This is a genomic window from Bacillota bacterium (assembly GCA_012837285.1).
In the GTDB taxonomy this organism is placed as follows: Bacteria; Bacillota; DTU030; order DUMP01; family DUMP01; genus DUNI01.
Genome location: DURJ01000173.1, coordinates 1 through 18,071, shown reverse-complemented (window position 1 = coordinate 18,071; position 18,071 = coordinate 1). Strand labels below are relative to the sequence as shown.

The window sequence follows — 18,071 nt, the reverse complement described above, 5'->3', positions numbered from 1 at the left end:
TAAGAACGACGGCGAGGAGGTGGAACAAAAAACAGCTCCCAATAGCCGTCAAGCGTAATATTAAGCGGCGTTCTAAGGTTTTCCATCAAATCTAAACCTTAAGGAGGAAAGCTTAAATGAGAAAAAGTGTTCAGATTAGCTTATTGGTCCTGTCCCTGGCCGCACTGCTGATCATCGGCGGTACCATGGCCTGGTTCACCGCCACAGCGGACCCGGTAACCAACGAGTTTACCGCCGGCACAGTAGAAATCAACTTGGTAGACGATTTTGAAGAGGAAGGGAATTGGAACCCTGGCGACTGCAACGAGAAAGTGGTCTATGTGGAGAACACTGGTACCAAGTGCGCCTTTGTCCGGGTGAAGCTGACCCCGACCTGGTATAACGAAGGCGGACAAACGCCGGCCCTTGATCCCGACACAGAGAAACCATTGTCCACTGCAAATGTCATTTACAAATATTTTGATGGTGACGGATTTGACACGGGCGTTGGACCAGACTGGCTGTTGGGTGATGATGGCTGGTATTATTACCACGATGGAGAGGGCCTGATTTCATTGCAGGGCACGTTTGAGAAGGAGGCAGGGGAAGGCTATGACGCAACATCCCACCTGATCGACAGGGTGTGCCTGGACGGCCCCAAGACTGGCAATGAGTACCAGGGCAAAGTCTTGGAGATCGAAGTTGAGGCTGAAGCGGTGCAGTGCACTCACGATGCCTGGATTGATGTTTGGTTTGAAGGGGAAGATCCGCACCAACAGGAAGCATTTTAACCAAGCAGGAAGCAGAGGAAAACTCGCCAACCTATCTTTTTGTGTCACTCTGAACGAAGTGAAGAGTCTTTCCTGCGCTACGCAAGATCCTTCGTTCCGCTCGGGATGACGAATCTGACCAGCTTCCATACTATGGTCTTTCACACAGTCTGACGATCCCCGTACCTCGCATCTAGTTAGCGGAGATAATGTTAGTTTAGGCCGGTCCCGGCAACCTGCCGGGGCCCGGCCCGCCTGGAGTAACATACCATCCTGGTAACAACTTTACATTGGCCCGTGTTTACTCCCCGACTTCGGGACTTCGCTTCGACCGTTCTAGGGCTCGGTTCGGAGCGCGTCTAGACCTGCTGCGTCCGATGCGCTAACCTCACCCTTCGCCAAGAACGGCAACCCGAAGCTACGCCATGTGGCCGGATGAGTAAACATGAGGCTGAAAATCAAGCCTTCGGTGTTAGATACCATTTTGATCCTTCTGATGGTGTCACCCCTAAAGGTAACAAGGGTGTCTACCCCCTATAAGGAGGGGATAGAGTAGATGAGAAAAAGCATTTTGATCGGTTTACTGGTTTTGTCTCTGGCTGGGCTGCTGGTGGTGGGCGGCACTGCAGCTTGGTTTGGCTCTACCCCAGAGTCTAAAACCAACCAATTTACCGCCGGCACGGTGGTGATTGAGGTAGAAGAAAGCTTCACACCGCCGACCGCTTGGCAGCCAGGCCAGACCGCGACCAAAGAAGTCTCGGTGAAGAGCATCGGCACCAAGGGCGTCTATGTGCGGGTGGCGTTGACTCCGGTTTGGTCTGATCCCAGCTTGCCCATTGACAATGTTATCCTCAATCTAAGTAACGGCAACTGGGTGCACCATACTGACGGCTGGTATTACTACAAGTTTATCCTGTACCAAGGCGAGGTCACAGAACTGCTCTTGGCTTCAGTGACCCTGGACCCGGCTACCACCGGCGAGGAGTATCAAGGCGAGACCCTGGACATCGTGGTTAGCGCCGAAGCGGTGCAGGCTTCCCATAATGCGTACCAGACCGTTTGGGGACTTATTTCTTTGCCGCCTGGCGTGCAGCCGTGGTCGCCTTAAACTGTCCATACCATCTTATTTGTCACTCCGAACTCACTTTTATGTCACTCCGAACCTAACTTCACCGAACCCAACTTGACTGTCACTCTGAACGAAGTGAGGAGTCTTTCCTGCGCTAAGCAAGATCCTTCGCTACGCTCAGGATGACAAAGAATAGAGGCTCAGGATGACAAAATCAGAGGCTCGGGATGACAACCGAGAAGGTTCTGTCATTCTGAAGGAGCGTAGCGACTGAAGAATCCTAAAGCAACATAACGCCAATCCGGGCCTGGCCCAGCGGTTACCGGGGCTCGGCCCGCTAGAGACTATCTACCCCCTGGCGGAAAGGAGGGTAGCCGTTTGAAAACAAGAACGAAGATTATAGTGACAGTGGTCATGACGGTGGTGTTATTGTTGGTAGCGGCACCGGCCTGGGCCCAGCCGATAGATCTAGAGCTGGTAGGAGAGTCGGCGGGGTTGGTACTGGTGCTGGCACAGGGAAAGCTGTTCGATTTAAGAAACATGAATCCAGGGGATACCCGGACGGCAACTATTAAGATCCGAAATAATTACTCCCGGTGGTACGATCTTTGGCTCCAGGCCAAAGATCTAACAGACGGCCCTGATTTAGAGCCTGGTCTACTGGAGTTGCTGGAGCTTACGGTCACTTACCGGGGGGAGAAGTTGTACCAGGGACCGGTAGCCGGATTTGCCGGCGATACCATTTCTTTGGGTCGCTTTCGTCCTGGAGAAAGCGGAAACCTGGTGGCTACAGTTCATCTCCCTGGTCCGGAAACAGGGAATGATTACCAGGGTAAGACTGCCAGTGTGAAGTGGATATTTACCGCTCAAACCAGCGATGACGGCGGAGGGGATGGGGGCGACAAACCCAAACCCAAACCGCCCGAGGAAATAGAGGTGCCGCCGGAGGAGCCGCCGATAGGGCCGCCGGAGATCCCGCCCGAACCTCCGCTAGAGGTGCCGCCGGAGCCGGTACCCATCGGTGTGCCGCCGGTGATGCCTAAGACCGGCGAAGAGGCGCCCACTCCTTTCTATCTGCTCGGGGGGTTGGCGCTCCTGGCCGGGACGCAGATGGCCTGGGGCCGGAAACGCCGGTAGGGACGAGGCGTTTACCACTCAGCCAACGGGTAGGGGCTGGGCTCTGTCCCAGCCCCTACCAATACCACCGCAACGGCGTGTGTTAACGGGGAACTGGGCGGGCACGGAGCCCCCCCTCCACGGGGTGTTGATTCTGCCACCAGGGCATAGGGACCGGGCTCCGACCCGGCCCGTCCCCTTCGCTAGGGAAGATCCTTCGCTTCGCTCCCTCCGCTTCGCTCCCCACGCTTCGCTCCCCACGCTTCGCTCTGGACAGGCAGGATGACAAAATAAGAGGCAAAGGATTGAATACTCATGCGGCGGTTGTTGGCGGCAATTCTTATTCTAACCGGCCTAGGTTTGCTGGCTTACCCTGCGGCGCGGGAACGATATTTCGATTACCGCCAGCAGCAGTTTCTTCAGGGTTGGGGGAAGGTCCAGTCGGCAGCGGTACTGGCGGCGGCTAAAGAGACAGGTGTGGGGCAGGAGGAAGCGACAGCCCCTGCCCCAGGGCCGGCTCCGGACCCGGCCCGGGAGAAATACATCCAGGAAAATATGGAAGGGATCCTGGCCATCGACAAGATTGGGCTGAAGATACCGGTGCTGAAGAAAGATACTAAAGAGAACCTGAACATCTCGGTGGCCCATGTGGCCGATACTGCCGGGCCGGGGGAAGGGGGCAACTACGTGATCGCCGGCCATCGTATGCGCACTTACGGCCGCCACTTTAACCGCTTGCATGAGCTGGGTAAAGGCGACCGCATGGAATTTATCAGTCCGGACAATACTCATCTTTACCGGGTGTTTGAAGTGCTGGTGGTTAAGCCGGAGGAAACCTGGGTACTGGAGCCTGTGGGCGAGGAGAAGCTCATTACCCTAATCACTTGTGACTACAGCCGGAAACCGTCGCTAAGGTTAGTGGTCCGGGGGAAGTTGGTACCATAGGGCGGGAGTCAGTTCCTCATGATCTGGGAGCCCCCCAGGGGTAACGGCGGTGAAGGAAAGGGGAGGCGTTCAATGTCCATAAGCTTAAACCATGGAGACCGAATTTATCGGCCGCCAAAACCGTCTGCACCATCAAGGGTATACAAGGTAGTGGCCAAAACGTGCCCGTTTAAGGCATGGATGAAACGACTCAGGCCGACCAACCATGATAATAGAAAAGGAGCCGTCCCCTTAAGTGAAAGCTAAGGGAACGGCCCTTTTTTATGCCATGAAAGCTTCCATTGTTGCTATCCTGCCTGCCCAGTTAAGATTCTTCAGTCGCTACGCTCCTTCAGAATGACAGGGGTGAGCCGGTGCTAAAGCTGGGTTAGCTTCTTGTACAGTTCGTAGCGGGCCCGAGCTTCTTCGGCTGCTTTGGCAAACAGCTCTTCAGCCCGATCGGGGAACTGACGCTCTAAGGCGTTGTACCGAATTTCGGTCCGGAGGTGCTCGATATAATCAAGCGTGGGTTCCTTGGAATCTAAGGTGAGGGGGTTCTTACCCTCTTTGGCTAACTCCGGATTGAATCTATACAGCGGCCAGTAACCGGCGTCCACGGCCAGCTTCTGTTGGTACTGGCTGCGGCTCATGTTGATACCGTGGTTGATGCACGGTGCATAAGCCACAATCAGGGCCGGGCCGTCGTAACTTTCGGCTTCTGTGATGGCTTTCAAGTATTGGTTGCGGTTGGCACCCATGGCGACTGAGGCCACATAGACATAGCCGTAAGTCATGGCCATGAGCCCCAGATCCTTCTTCTTGGTGGGTTTGCCGGCCTCCGCAAATCTGGCCGTAGCCCCGGTGGGCGTGGCCTTGGAGGACTGACCGCCGGTGTTGGAGTACACTTCGGTATCCAGTACCAGCACATTCACGTCGGCGCCGCTAGCCAGGACATGATCCAGTCCGCCGTACCCAATATCATAAGCCCAACCGTCACCGCCAAAGATCCACAGGGACGGCTTGCCTAGATCGTTGCTATGCTCGGCAATTTGAGCCAGGTAGCACTTGAGCGCCCCATCGGCCTCGGCCAAGGCTGCTGGGAGCAGTGCCTTAATGGCGTCGCCTGCCTGGCGGGCGCCAACAGCATCGTCTTTGTTTTCCAGCCACTGGGCCAGAGCGCCTTTAAGCTCGGCATCAAGGCCTTCCTGGGCCAGAGCCTGTTTTACCAGTTCGGCTAATTGTTCCCGGCGACTCTTTACTGCCAAGCTCATGCCAAAGCCGAATTCAGCGTTATCTTCGAACAAGGAGTTGGCCCACGCCGGTCCCCGACCCTGGCGGTTGGTGGTGTAGGGGCAGGCGGGAGCACTGCCGCCGTAGATGGATGAGCAACCGGTGGCATTGGCCACTATCATGCGATCGCCAAAGAGCTGGGTGATGACCTTGAGATAAGGAGTCTCACCGCAGCCGGCACAGGCACCGGAGAACTCAAACAGCGGCTGGGAGAACTGGCTTCCCTTTACGGTGCTCAGCGAGGTGCCGCTATCTACTTCCGGCAGGGTTTGGGCAAATTCCCAGTTGACGGCTTCTTTTTCTGCCAGCGAGGCCAACGGCTCCATCACCAGGGCCTTGTCTTTAGACGGACAAACGTCCACACAGTTGCTGCAGCCGGTGCAATCCAGCGGTGATAGCTGGAGACGGAATTTAAGTTCCAGATCGGCCTTGTCTTTAGGCAGGCCCTTGGCCGGTACAGCGACAAAATCGGCCGGTGCATCTTTCAGGCTGTCTTCCGTGGCCAGATAGGGCCGGATGGCAGCATGGGGGCAGATGAAGGCGCACTGGTTACACTGGATGCAGTTTTCCGGCAGCCAGCGCGGTACTTCCACGGCAATGCCGCGTTTTTCATACTTAGTGGTACCTACAGGGAAGGAACCGTCATGGCTGAAAGCGCTTACAGGGAGTTTATCCCCTTCCAGGCGCAGCATGGGCCGCATCACATTCTTAACAAAATCCGGCTCTTCTACTTCTTCCACCGGCAGGTCCTTGGCCTCGGCCCACGTGGCCGGATAATGGATCTCTTCCAGGGCCTCCAGGGCTTTATCCACGGCGGCGATGTTCATGTTGACGATCTTTTCGCCGCGGCGACCGAAGGTTTCTCGGATGGCTTCTTTGATATATTCAATGGCTTGTTTAGGCTCAATAACATTGGCAATCTCGAAGAAGGCGGTCTGCATAATGGTGTTGATCCGTCCGCCCAGACCCACTTGTGAGGCAATACTCTCGGCGTCTACGTTGTAGAATTTGAGCTGCTTCTTAGCGATGGTGCGCTTTAATGCTGCCGGCAGCTCGGTTTCCATCTGCTCCAGACTCCAGGGTGAGTTCAGGAGGAAGGTTCCGCCTTGCTTGATGCCGGCCAACAGGTCGTACTTGCCAACGTAGGCCGGATTGTGGCAGGCGATGAAGTCGGCCTCGGTGATCAGATAAGGAGAGGTGATGGGGACATGGCCGAACCGCAGGTGAGAAATGGTGATTCCGCCTGACTTCTTGGAGTCGTAGACAAAGTAGCCTTGGGCATACATATCGGTGTAGTCGCCGATGATTTTAATGGAGTTTTTGTTGGCACCCACTGTGCCGTCCGAACCTAGACCGAAGAATTTGCAGCGAATGGTACCTTCCGGTTCAGCGGTGATTTCTTTGGTGATTGGGAGCGAGTTGAAGGTTACGTCATCCACAATACCAACACTGAAGTGATTGATGGGACCGACCGCGGCTAGATTTTCGAACACAGCGTTTACCATGGACGGGGTAAATTCCTTGGAACCCAGACCATAGCGGCCGCCGATGACGGTAATTTTCTTGCCGTTTTCCTTCAGGACAGTGCAAACATCCTGGTACAGCGGTTCACCTACGGCACCTGGTTCTTTGGTCCGATCCAGAACGGCAATCCGCTTACAGGTGGCCGGTAATACCTGGAGGAAATGTTTAGCTGAGAACGGACGATACAGTCGCACTTTCACCACGCCCACTTTGCGACCCTGGGCCACCAGGTGATTGACTGTTTCTTCCACGGCTTCGATGCTGGAACCCATTGTTATAATAACATCAGTGGCATCGGGCGCGCCGGCGTAATCAAACAGACGGTAACGCCGTCCCAGAACCGTGGCCGCCTCGTCCATTACCTCTTGGACAATATCCGGAGTGGCCAGGTAATACGGGTTGCCGGCTTCGCGGGCTTGGAAGAAAATATCCGGGTTTTGCGCTGTGCCCCGTTGGATGGGCTGTTCTGGAGTGAGGGCGCGCTGACGGAATTTCTTCACCGCTTCCATGTCTACCAGCTGGGCCATTTCATCGTAGTCCAGCATCTCAATTTTTTGGATCTCGTGAGATGTACGGAAACCATCGAAGAAATGGACAAAAGGCACTTCGGCCTTGATAGTGGCCAGGTGGGCTATCAGGGCCATGTCATGGGCCTCTTGGACCGAACCGGAAGCCAGGAGGGCAAACCCGGTCTGGCGAGTAGCCATGACGTCGGAGTGGTCACCGAAAATGGACAGAGCATGTGCTGCCACTGCCCGGGCGGTGACATGGAACACTGCCGGCAGATGCTCGCCGGCGATCTTGTACATGTTGGGAACCATCAGCAGTAGCCCCTGGGAGGCGGTAAAGGTGGTGGTGAAGGCACCGGCGGCCAGCGAGCCATGGACCGCGCCGGCGGCCCCTCCTTCCGATTGCAGCTCAGAGACAAGCAGCTTTTGGCCCCAAATGTTTTTGCGCCCATGCGCGGCCCAAGCATCACCAAGCTCGGCCATGGGCGAAGACGGTGTGATGGGGTAGATGGCAGCTACGTCACTAAAGGCATAGGCCACGTGGGCCGCTGCCGTGTTGCCATCTACAGTTTGTTTGAACATATTATCGACCCCTTTTTTAGCCGGATCTTCTGGAGGGCGTACCAGACGATACCGGCTATAATTTAATCAAACGAAGACAGCCGTGCTTAGTTAAATTCCACACAAAGTGGGGGATTTCCTCCCTTAACTTGAAAACTTGTATACATTTTTCTACTGACATCGGGCTCAGGTCCGAAATGTGATAAAGCTTGTGGTTAGAGCAAATACTAGCGGCAAAGGCTGACAATACCAAGGGGAGTAAGCAGCGATAATAGACCACAGATAGGGACAGTGGGGTCAACTGTTAAAGGAGGTAAAGTTGTGGCTGAAATATTGGAGATTAGGTGGCACGGCCGCGGTGGCCAAGGGGCTAAAACAGCCGCCCAACTGTTGGCTGAAGCCGCGGCAGCAGCAGGCAAATTCATCCAAGGCTTTCCTGAATACGGGCCGGAGCGGATGGGAGCCCCGGTGCAGGCTTTTACCCGCATCAGCGACCGGCCCATCGAGCTGCATTGTCATGTTACCGAGCCCCGGATCGTGGTGGTGCTGGATCCCACCTTGATCCGCCACGGTGATGTTACCAGCGGTATGCCGCCAGATGGCATGATTCTCATTAACACCGATCGCAGTCCCAGTGATATTAAGCCGGCGCTTAAAACTCAAGGCCAGCGGGTGTATACCGTCAATGCCAGCCGCATTGCCGAGGAGACCATCGGCCGGCCGATCCCTAACACACCGCTATTGGGGGCGTTAGTGCGGGTGACGGAGATTATGTCGCTTCAGCAGCTATTAGTGGATACGGAAAAGAAACTGGCCCGTAAATTTGCCGACCGGCCGCAAATTGTTCAAGGTAACTTGGAGGCGGTGCGCCGAGCGCATAAGGAGGTGCAGGGTGAGTGAGCCGATTGCTGTCGTGGCAAGAAGTGCCGGTGGCCGGCTGGCTGGAGAAAAAAGGTAACGCTGCCGAGTACGAGACCGGGGATTGGCGCACGATCAAGCCAGTCTGGATCGAAGAAAACTGCATCCAATGCCTGCGCTGTTTTGTCTACTGTCCCGATTCGTCCATCCTAAACCAAGGAGGCAAGGTGGCAGGAATCGACTATAAGCACTGCAAAGGGTGCGGTATTTGCGCCAACGAGTGTCCGTCTAAGCCTAAGGCGTTGGAGATGGTGGCGGAGACAGATAGCGGATAACGCTTCCGCGTTGCTGGCATCGGGTTTGTCAGACTGTGTGAAAAGTCACAGCATAGAAGATGGTCAAGATTATCATCCTGAAGGTTGCCATTTGACATCCTAAAGGTCACCAGGTCACAATTTGACATCCTAAAGGTTGCCATTTGTCATCCTGAGCGAAGCGAAGGATCCAGGCGAAGCGCAGGAAAGACTCTTCAGTGCGCTCAGAGTGACATAAAACATGCCTTAACAGCCATACCTTAAGGGAGGGAACATGTTGCAAGAGAGAATTGCGCTTACGGGAAACGAAGCCATGGCTCTAGCCATGAAGCAGATCAACCCCGATGTGGTGGCGGCGTACCCGATTACGCCGCAGACGGAGATTGTGCAACTGTTTTCCAGTTACGTGGCCAACGGCATGGTAAAGACGGAGTTTGTTACCGTGGAAAGCGAACACTCGGCTCTAAGTGCAGTGGTGGGAGCAGCAGCCAGCGGGGTCCGGGCCATGACGGCCACGTCGTCGCAAGGGCTGGCTTATATGTTCGAAGTACTGTATATTGCTGCTTCTAACCAGTTGCCCATTGTAATGCCGGTGGTGAATCGGGCCTTAAGCGGGCCTATCAACATCCACGGCGACCACAGCGATACCATGGGGGCCCGAGATGCCGGTTGGATCCAGGTGTATTCAGAAAACACCCAGGAAGCTTACGATAACTTGATCCAGGCCGTAAGAATCGCCGAGCATCCCGACATTCAGCTGCCGGTTATGGTCTGCATGGACGGCTTTATTATCAGCCATGCTTTGGAGAACTTAGAGATTTTAGCGGACGAGGACGTGCAGCGTTTTGGGGGCGAATTTATCCCTCACCGGCCGGCGCTCCTTAATCTGGATAGCCCGGTTACAGTGGGTCCGCTGGCCCTGTATGATTATTACATGGAAATCAAGCGCGCTCAGGCCGAAGCCATGGTAAGGGCCCAGCCGGTGATTCGTGAGATCGCCCAGGAATACCAAGCTTTGACCGGCCGCCACTATGATTTGCTGGAACCGTACCAGCTGGATGATGCCGAGATAGCTATTGTGGTACTATCGTCCACCGCTGGCACGACGCGGGTGGTGGTGGATGAACTACGCCAGCTAGGGATTAAAGCCGGGGTCCTTAAACCTAGGGTTTTCCGGCCCTTCCCCTATCAAGAAATCAAAGCAGCCTTGGCCCCGGTAAAAGCCATTGCCATCTTGGATCGGACCGACAGCTATGCCGGTTTTGGTGGACCGCTGTTTAAAGAAGTCCGGGCCGCTTTGTACGATGCGCCCACGCGGCCGCCGGCGGTAAATTACATCTATGGCCTGGGCGGTCGGGATGCAAATCTGGCTGACATTAGAAGTGTTTATCGGGACTTGGAGCACATGGTTACTACGGGCGAGGCCGATCCGCTGGTGCGGTATCTAGGTGTACGGGAGGAGGCGATAGTTCGTGCCTAATCTAAAGGAGCTTATGGAGCACGAATCTTTTTTCTCACCGGGCCATCGTATGTGTGCCGGCTGCGTGGCCCCGGTGGTGGTACGGCAGGTGGCCCTGGCCGTGGGGGATCGGTCGGTGGTGGTGGCCAATGCCACTGGCTGCCTGGAAGTGGCCAGTACGATTTTTCCTTACACCGCCTGGCGTTGTGGTTACATCCACAATGCGTTTGAAAATGCTGCCGCGACTCTAAGTGGGGTGGAGACCGCCTACCGGTCGCTGAGAAAACAGGGGAAGATCAACAGAGAAGTGAAATTCATCGCCTTCGGCGGCGACGGCGGCACCTATGACATCGGCTTGCAGTCTTTATCCGGAGCCATGGAGCGGGGGCACGATATGCTCTATATCTGCTATGACAACGGCGCCTATATGAACACCGGCATCCAGCGTTCCAGCGCCACGCCGCTGTTTGCCGATACCACCACTAGCCCGGCCGGGCGGGAAAGCCCCGGTAAAAGACAGTGGCGCAAAGACCTTACCGCCATTATGGCGGCCCATAATATACCTTATGCTGCTCAGGCGTCACCCAGCCATTTTATGGATCTCATGGCCAAAGTGCAAAAGGCGTTGTCGGTGGACGGACCGTCGTTTATCAACACCATGGCCCCCTGTCCCCGCGGCTGGCGCTACGATACCCGTGAGGGAATAGAACTTACGCGGCTGTCGGTGGAGACCTGCTACTGGCCGCTGTACGAAGTGGATCATGGAAAGTGGAAGCTTTCTTACAAGCCGCGGGAGAAAAAACCCATTGAGACCTGGATCCGAAAACAAGGCCGCTTTCGCCATTTGTTCACTGACGAAGGCCAACAAGAAATAGAGCGGCTCCAGCAGCGGGTGGACCAGGAGTGGACCAAACTGCTGGAGCGCTGTGGGGAAGCGGGGTAGGAGCTCTGGCCTCCCCCAAAAGGTGTACCGATGCGTATAGAATGGATTCTCCGATGCTTCACGTCACGGGGCACGGGCGGACACAAAGGACCATCCTTCAAATGCAAGCTGCCCCCACCTGCAGTGTTTTCCACCTGACAGGAGTACAGGGGACGGGCTCTGTCCCGTCCCGTGCCGGGGCAATTGCACTATAGAGCGGCATGGCGACCATTTCTATCAAGGCTGAGGAAATATTAGGCAGGAATCGGACCCACCCGTGTCAAACTGTTCCTAATATGGGTAATACATTTATCTAAGGGTTGTTAATCTGGCATAGATCGACGTATGCAGGTTCAAATATTCTTGGCCAAGTTGTGAGGGGCTGATTAAAACCAATAGCCACTACCTGCAATAGGACACCCACATTTTCGAGGATAATCCTCGCGACAGGCCTGGGATAGTATTCAAGTGCCTCCGTCGAAAAGGGAAAGGAGGTGGACGCCAGTGCCACAAGCCTACAGGCGAAACGAACTCCTTAGAATACTCCGGGATTATCCGATCATTCCCTCACTACAGCGACAGAGTGATATGCCGGCCCTGATCTCCAGTCGGGCACGGGTAGCCCTCATCTCTTCCGGTAGCATTTTTGACATCGAAGAACGTGCCCTTGAGCTGTATAAAAATAATAAAATCGTTTTTGTCCATATCGACCTGATCGATGGGCTTGGGCGCGATGAGGCAGCGGTCAAGTTTTTAAAAGAGAAAGCAGCTGTAGATGGAATCGTTACCCCTAACCGCCATTTAGTCGCTGTGGCGCGAAAACAAGGAATTATCGCAGTCCACCGGCTGTTCGTCCATGACTCGCCTTCCATCGAAACGGGAATCAAAGTCCTACAGATGTCTAACCCCGACTTTATAGAAGTGCTCCCAGGGCTGATGGTTTCAAAGGTTATCTCTACCCTCCGTAAACACTTCAAACAGCCGGTGATCGGTGCCGGTTTAGTCAAAACTCCAGAAGAAGTAAAGTTGCTTTTAGATGCTGGAGCCGTTGGGGTAGATACAAGCGCAAGAAATCTTTGGAACCTTTAGACCCGAAAAAGAGGATTTTTCTCTTACATGACGAATATGATATATTAGAAACTATATTGAAGCTAATCGAATATTAATGGGACTAGAGATGAGAGTGAGTCCTACCTTGGTCCAGGCGTAAGCGTCTGGAAGGGTAGGACTTTTGCTTTTGCCAGGTGAACGGTTCTTGCCAGTTCAGCAACGTAAGGGGTGGTTCTGTTAGCAAACGATTTGGGCTCTTATAGATAACAACCAATAAGGACGAACTAATACAACCGGAGGAGGCAAAAACCATGTCCGAATTAACAATGCTCGCCCTACCAGAACAAATTGCTGAAGAAGAACAGTACGTAATCGCCACCTATTATCTGGAGACTGCTGTTGAAACTGACATCGTAAAAAAGGTTAGCGCCATTGCTGTGGAGCAGACAACAGGCACCTGGGTTCCCGTCCCTGAGGAAACCCTTGAGGTGCGGCAAAAACATGTGGCGAAAGTGGTTGGTATTTATGAAGTGCCCGCTCATGAATTTGAGGTACCTTACCACTTGGAAGCCAGGCATTTTGTTTTCCAGCTGGCTTATCCGGCGGTGAACTTCGGTCCTCAGATCCCTATGCTGCTCAGCACAGTGATCGGCAATATCTCCATGTCAGGGAAACTGAAGCTTCTTGATCTGCAATTTCCGAAAAACTTCCTCGAATCATTCCAAGGCCCCAGGTTCGGAACACAGGGTATCAGGGATCTGTTAGGTGTTCCGGAGCGACCGCTTCTCAATAATATGATCAAGCCGTGCACAGGGTATACACCTGAAGTAGGAGCAAAGCTCTTTGCTGACGCTCTCCGCGGCGGCGTGGACATTGTCAAAGATGACGAACTGATCGCAGACCCACCTTTTTGCCCTATGGAGGAACGGATTAAGCTTTACATGGCCGAAGCAAAGCGCCATTATGAAAGAACTGGCAGCAAAGTCCTTTACACAGTGAACATCACTGACCGTGCCGACAAGATAAAAGATAATGCCAAACGGGCTCTTGATGCCGGGGCCAATGCCCTAATGATCAACTACCTCACAGTCGGTATCTCAGCACTTCAGGGGCTCGCAGAAGACACCAATATAAACGTTCCCATCCTTGCCCACTTGGATTTTGCCGGAACTATGTATGAATCCCCTTACTCCGGTATAAGCTCCCATTTGATTTTGGGGAAATTGGCGCGGCTGGCGGGTGCGGATATGGTGGTTTACCCAAGCCCCTTCGGAAAGTTCCCTTTCCTAAAAGAACGCTATCTCCAAATTGGGCATCACCTTCTTGGGAAGTGGTTGCATATTAAGCCGTCTTTCCCCATGCCTGGTGGAGGGGTTATGCCTGCTGTGGTCCCAGCTATCATCCAGGGTCTAGGGAAAGACTGTATATTGGGCGCGGGTGGAGCAATTCACGGCCATCCCATGGGACCTGTGGCAGGTGGAAAAGCGATGAGGCAGGCTATCGAGGCCACTTTAGAGGGGATTACTCTTGAAGAAGCCGGGAAACAGCATCCCGAGCTGCAAAGGGCGATTGAGGCCTGGGGCCTTTTAGATAATGAGGAACAGGCCTTTTTCGATATCAAAACATAATTTAAGGAGGTTCTAAACGTGGCGAAACAGTATAGCCGTCAAGAGGTACTGGAGCAGCTGCAAAAAACCGTTAACGAGGGGAAACCAGTGATTATCGCTGGTGCCGGGACAGGAATTTCGGGAAAATTTGCCGAGCGAGGAGGTGCTGATCTGATCGGGGTCTACAACTCCGGCCTTTACAGGATGGATGGGAACGGCTCACTTGCCGGATTAATGCCCTACGGAGATGCCAACCAGATCGTCATCGACCTAGCTAATCGCGTCATGCCAGTCGTAAACAAGGCGCCCATGATCGCCGGGATCTGTGGAACCGATCCCACCCGAGAGATGAGGCCATACTTGAAGCACCTTCTAGACCTTGGCTTTTCCGCGGTGATGAATTTCCCAACTGTGGGCCTGATCGATGGCCGGTTTCGCAAAGAGTTGGAAGATACCGGTATGGGCTACAGCAAGGAGATCGATACCCTCAAGCTGGCCTCTGAACTGGGATTCTTTACCCTGGGCTATGCGTTCAATGTGGAAGAAGCGGCCCTGGTTGGGGAAGCAAAGCTTGATGTTTTAATCTGCCATATGGGTCTTACTCGAGGGGGGGCTATCGGCTCCAAATTTGCAGAAGGTATGAGCCTGCAAGATGCTGCCGCTTTGATTCGGGACATGACAAAGGCAGCTCGTCAGAAAAACCCGGATGTGATCATTTTTGCACATGGCGGCCCCATTGCCATGCCTGAAGACACGGCTTACATCTATGAAAATACTGAATCGGTCGGTTTTCTAGGAGCATCTAGTATCGAGCGGATCCCAGTGGAGAAACCACTAGCAGATGCAGTCAGGCAGTTTAAAGAAATTCCTCTTGGGTAGCTTTTCGCGCCAAGTCCTTTATAAGAACGATAATTGATGAGAATCCTTGAGTCACAAGCTAGTTATCGCAAACTTCCGACTTCCGATTTCCATTTTGGGCAGGGGGATCAAGAAATGCGAAGGAAACGGAAACTGACCATCGATGTAGCCCTTGTACCGCCGGGTGTAAACCCCTGTTTACTTGGTAAAGTCTGCGTGGTTGTGGATGTGCTCCGGGCCAGCTCCACCATGGTGACTCTTCTCGCGAAAGGATGTCGAAAGGTTTACACTGCAGAAACAATCAGTGACGCCAAATCCCTAGCACGGTCTAAAGGACTGTTACTCGGCGGAGAACGAAACGGCCTAACCGTTAAGGGTTTTGACTTCGGCAATTCTCCTTTTGAGCTTCAGAGGTTTACTCCCGATGGCAGGAACGCGATTCTTACAACAACAAACGGAACAAAGGCGGTAGAATCGGTTGCTTCAGCACCGGCAGTACTTATAGGTTCTTTCCTCAATGCTAAGGCTTGTTGCCAAACGGCGCTGAAACTTGCTGGCAAACACCACACAGATATAGGAATCATCTGTGCAGGGGAAAAAGGAGGATTCGTTCTGGATGATGCCTACTGTGCTGGGTTTCTTGTAAAGACCCTTCGCCAAACTGCGTCAAACAACAATACAGAAACCAGACTATCTGATGCAGCACAAGCAGCTCAAAGACTATATGAATCATATCCAGATATTATCAGCGCTTTCCAAGAGTCCAGCAGCGGACAGCGCCTTAGGGAAATCAACTGCACTGAGGACCTGGTATCTTGCAGCAAGATTGATACTTGTGAAGTTGTACCTGTACTCATCGAAAGGTCTCCCTGCCTTTTTATTGATTTATTAAGAAAGGAGGAGTCAAACAGATGAATAAACGGCCGAACATTCTTATAGCTGGCATCCTGGACACCAAGGGACAGGAGATCAAATTCCTGGCAAATAGGGTAAAGGCTGCCGGTGGGGAACCAACTATTCTAGAGCTAAGTGTTGGCTGTGAAGTCGGCTGGGCAGATATAAGCGTGGGCAGGATCTTGCAGGAGGTCGGACGAAATAAAGAGGACGTCTTCTCTTTGGATCGTGGCAAAGCCTCAGCTATCATTGTCGAGGGGGCCAAAGAGATCGCGGCCCAACTCCTGGCAGAAGGAAAGCTGGATGGGATGATTTCTTACGGCGGATCCATGGGTGCAAGTATGGCCACCCGCATCATGCAGTCACTGCCGTTGGGCATTCCTAAATTAATGCTTACCACCATGGCTTCAGGGGATGTCAGCCCTTATGTGGGAACAAAGGACATCTGCATGATGTACCCCATAGCTGAAGCAGGCCTCAACAAAGTAACCCGAACCATCCTTAACAATGCCGCTGGTGCAGTGGCAGGCATGGCTAGCTCCCCTAAGCTAGAGGTAGCCGATGAACGTCCGCTGATCGGCTGCATGATGTTTGGGGTCACCACACCCTGTGTACTCAGAGCTGCCAAGTATTTTGAAGGCAGGGGCTATGATGTTTTGATTAACCACGCTGTAGGAAGCGGCGGACGCTCCCTGGAAGAACTGATTAGGGATGGATTTGTTGTTGGCGTTTTGGATATAACAACCCACGAGATCGCGGATTATCTCCTTGGAGGGGTGCTTAGCGCGGGACCTGATCGCTTAACAGCTGCAGGGGAAATGGGAATTCCTCAGGTAATAGCACCAGGCGGCCTTGATCTGATCAATTTTGGTCCCAAAGAGACAGTTCCCCAGAAATTCCTTAAAGAGACCGACCAGCCCGGTAGGGGGCTTTATGTTCACAACCCCACTGTAACCTGTGTTGGCGTCTCTACTAAGGAGGCCCACATGATCGGTGAACATATCGCAGAGAAGCTTAATGCCGCCAAGGGGCCAACAGCTATTTGTATACCATTAAAAGGCTGGGGTGCCTGCGACTTACCTACTCCTAACAAAGAGCTCGGTTGGGCCGGCCCGGGCCCAGGACCAGTCTGGGCAGCAGACCCAGAAAACCCACAGTGGTCGCTGCGCACAAGCTATTTCATATCGGCACTGCGAAAAGCACTTGACATGGATAAGCCGAACCTGGATGTGCTTCTAGTAGACAAACACCTTAATGAACCGGAGTTTTCTGATTTAATGTCAGAGCTGCTCGAAGAAATGCTGAACGGAACCTGGAAGAAAGGAAGTCACCAGGACCTTGCCTATATAGTGCCCTTTTAGCTGATGCGAGACGAGGGTGCAGGACACAGGACCGGCTCTCGCGTCTCATAAGAAGTTTTCGATTGGAACAGAAGATGCAGTGGAAGGAGGTAGTTTTTATGGCAAAGCGATTTCAACGCCAAGAGGTGCTGGAGCATCTGCAAAAAGAGATTAAGGCTGGCAGTCCTCTCCTGATGTTCGGTGCAGGAACAGGGCTGACAGCCAGGTGTGCGGAACTCGGGGGTGCAGATTTAATAGCCGTATACTCCACTGCTCATTACCGCATGATCGCCCAACCTTCCCTTTTGGCTTGGCTCCCTTATGAAAATGCCAACGAACTTGTGGTGAAAATGGCCAGAGATATTCTCCCGGCTGTTAAGGAAACTCCCTGTATTGCAGGGATCGGTGCCCACGATCCCCGCCTGGACATAAACATCTTTATCGATCAACTGCTGGCCATGGGGTTCTCCGGGTTTACCAATGAACCCTTCGTTGGCATCTATGGGCAGGAATTCGGAGCACAGCTGGAGGCAGTCGGTCTCGGTTTTTCCAGAGAAGTAGAATTGATCAGAACTTGCCACAAAAGAAATCTGTTTTCCGTTGCCTGGGCCTTTACCGCTGATGAGGGATGGGCGATGGCAAACGCAGGAGCAGATGTGATCGGAGCCATTGTTGGGGTTACAGCCGGGGGATTGACAGGGACAACGAAAACACAGACCTTGGAACAAGCAGCGAAACAAATTGAGGAAATCTATAAGGCAGCGGCAAAAGCCAATCCCGAGATCATCGTCCTTACTCACGGCGGCCCCTTCAAAGATGTAGAAACAGCGGAATATTCCCTCATTCACACATGTGCAGCGGGTTACGCCTCTGGTTCCAGTGGGGAACGAATCCCCACAGAAACTGCGGTTATAGAAATCACCCGCCGGTACAAGAACTGCCGGGTCAAATAACAGTAGGCTAGGAAATAGCCTAGCCTGGCTCGGTTGATGTTATTCCACAAATCAAATGGTCACTGAAACAAAAG

The 18,071-nt window shown here is 53.4% G+C and carries 15 protein-coding genes; 14 read left to right on the top strand and 1 reads right to left on the bottom strand.

Features of this window, described 5'->3' with window-relative positions; translation table 11 throughout:
• Positions 1 to 116: 116 nt before the first annotated feature.
• The 4 genes from GX016_10065 to GX016_10050 all read left to right on the top strand — a co-directional run bounded on the left by GX016_10065 (position 117) and on the right by GX016_10050 (position 3,879).
• Entirely contained in the window at positions 117 to 770 is a 654-nt protein-coding gene (locus GX016_10065) for a hypothetical protein (protein ID HHT71889.1), read from the top strand.
• Between the two features lie 535 nt (positions 771 to 1,305).
• Positions 1,306 to 1,857, top strand: coding sequence for a hypothetical protein (locus GX016_10060; protein HHT71888.1), 552 nt, complete (start codon positions 1,306 to 1,308; stop codon positions 1,855 to 1,857).
• Between the two features lie 339 nt (positions 1,858 to 2,196).
• A complete protein-coding gene (locus tag GX016_10055; protein HHT71887.1) occupies positions 2,197 to 2,955 on the top strand; it encodes an LPXTG cell wall anchor domain-containing protein in 759 nt (252 codons plus the stop codon).
• A 294-nt stretch (positions 2,956 to 3,249) separates the two neighbouring features.
• Entirely contained in the window at positions 3,250 to 3,879 is a 630-nt protein-coding gene (locus GX016_10050) for a class D sortase (protein HHT71886.1), read from the top strand.
• 356 nt (positions 3,880 to 4,235) lie between these two features.
• On the opposite strand, the gene nifJ is transcribed toward GX016_10050, so the two are convergent.
• Positions 4,236 to 7,763 (bottom strand): pyruvate:ferredoxin (flavodoxin) oxidoreductase, encoded by a 3,528-nt coding sequence (gene nifJ / locus GX016_10045; GenBank protein ID HHT71885.1) that lies wholly within the window; start codon positions 7,761 to 7,763, stop codon positions 4,236 to 4,238.
• 300 nt (positions 7,764 to 8,063) lie between these two features.
• Here nifJ and GX016_10040 point away from each other — a divergent pair, with 300 nt between their 5' ends.
• The 10 genes from GX016_10040 (at position 8,064) to GX016_09995 (ending at position 17,997) form a co-directional block, all read left to right on the top strand.
• Positions 8,064 to 8,642: a pyruvate synthase gene (locus GX016_10040; protein ID HHT71884.1), complete on the top strand. Its 579-nt coding sequence runs from the start codon at positions 8,064 to 8,066 to the stop codon at positions 8,640 to 8,642.
• Positions 8,639 to 8,935 (top strand): 4Fe-4S binding protein, encoded by a 297-nt coding sequence (locus GX016_10035; GenBank protein HHT71883.1) that lies wholly within the window; start codon positions 8,639 to 8,641, stop codon positions 8,933 to 8,935. The genes GX016_10040 and GX016_10035 overlap by 4 nt, the downstream gene beginning before the upstream one ends.
• Before the next feature lie 253 nt (positions 8,936 to 9,188).
• Positions 9,189 to 10,394: a pyruvate ferredoxin oxidoreductase gene (porA, locus tag GX016_10030; protein HHT71882.1), complete on the top strand. Its 1,206-nt coding sequence runs from the start codon at positions 9,189 to 9,191 to the stop codon at positions 10,392 to 10,394.
• A 13-nt stretch (positions 10,395 to 10,407) separates the two neighbouring features.
• A complete protein-coding gene (locus GX016_10025) occupies positions 10,408 to 11,316 on the top strand; it encodes a pyruvate ferredoxin oxidoreductase (protein HHT71881.1) in 909 nt (302 codons plus the stop codon).
• 483 nt (positions 11,317 to 11,799) lie between these two features.
• Entirely contained in the window at positions 11,800 to 12,384 is a 585-nt protein-coding gene (locus tag GX016_10020; protein ID HHT71880.1) for a glycerol-3-phosphate responsive antiterminator, read from the top strand.
• A gap of 272 nt (positions 12,385 to 12,656) precedes the next feature.
• The gene (locus tag GX016_10015) at positions 12,657 to 13,973 is read left to right on the top strand and encodes a ribulose 1,5-bisphosphate carboxylase (GenBank protein HHT71879.1); all 1,317 of its coding nucleotides are present in this window, start codon (positions 12,657 to 12,659) and stop codon (positions 13,971 to 13,973) included.
• Positions 13,974 to 13,991: 18 nt separating this feature from the next.
• Positions 13,992 to 14,831 carry a phosphoenolpyruvate hydrolase family protein gene (locus GX016_10010; protein HHT71878.1) on the top strand — a complete coding sequence of 280 codons (840 nt, stop codon included), beginning with the start codon at positions 13,992 to 13,994 and terminating at the stop codon, positions 14,829 to 14,831.
• 114 nt (positions 14,832 to 14,945) lie between these two features.
• Positions 14,946 to 15,725: a 2-phosphosulfolactate phosphatase gene (locus tag GX016_10005; GenBank protein ID HHT71877.1), complete on the top strand. Its 780-nt coding sequence runs from the start codon at positions 14,946 to 14,948 to the stop codon at positions 15,723 to 15,725.
• Entirely contained in the window at positions 15,722 to 17,065 is a 1,344-nt protein-coding gene (locus GX016_10000) for a UPF0261 family protein (GenBank protein HHT71876.1), read from the top strand. The genes GX016_10005 and GX016_10000 overlap by 4 nt, the downstream gene beginning before the upstream one ends.
• 98 nt (positions 17,066 to 17,163) lie before the next feature.
• Positions 17,164 to 17,997, top strand: coding sequence for a phosphoenolpyruvate hydrolase family protein (locus GX016_09995; protein ID HHT71875.1), 834 nt, complete (start codon positions 17,164 to 17,166; stop codon positions 17,995 to 17,997).
• The last annotated feature ends 74 nt before the right edge of the window (positions 17,998 to 18,071 follow it).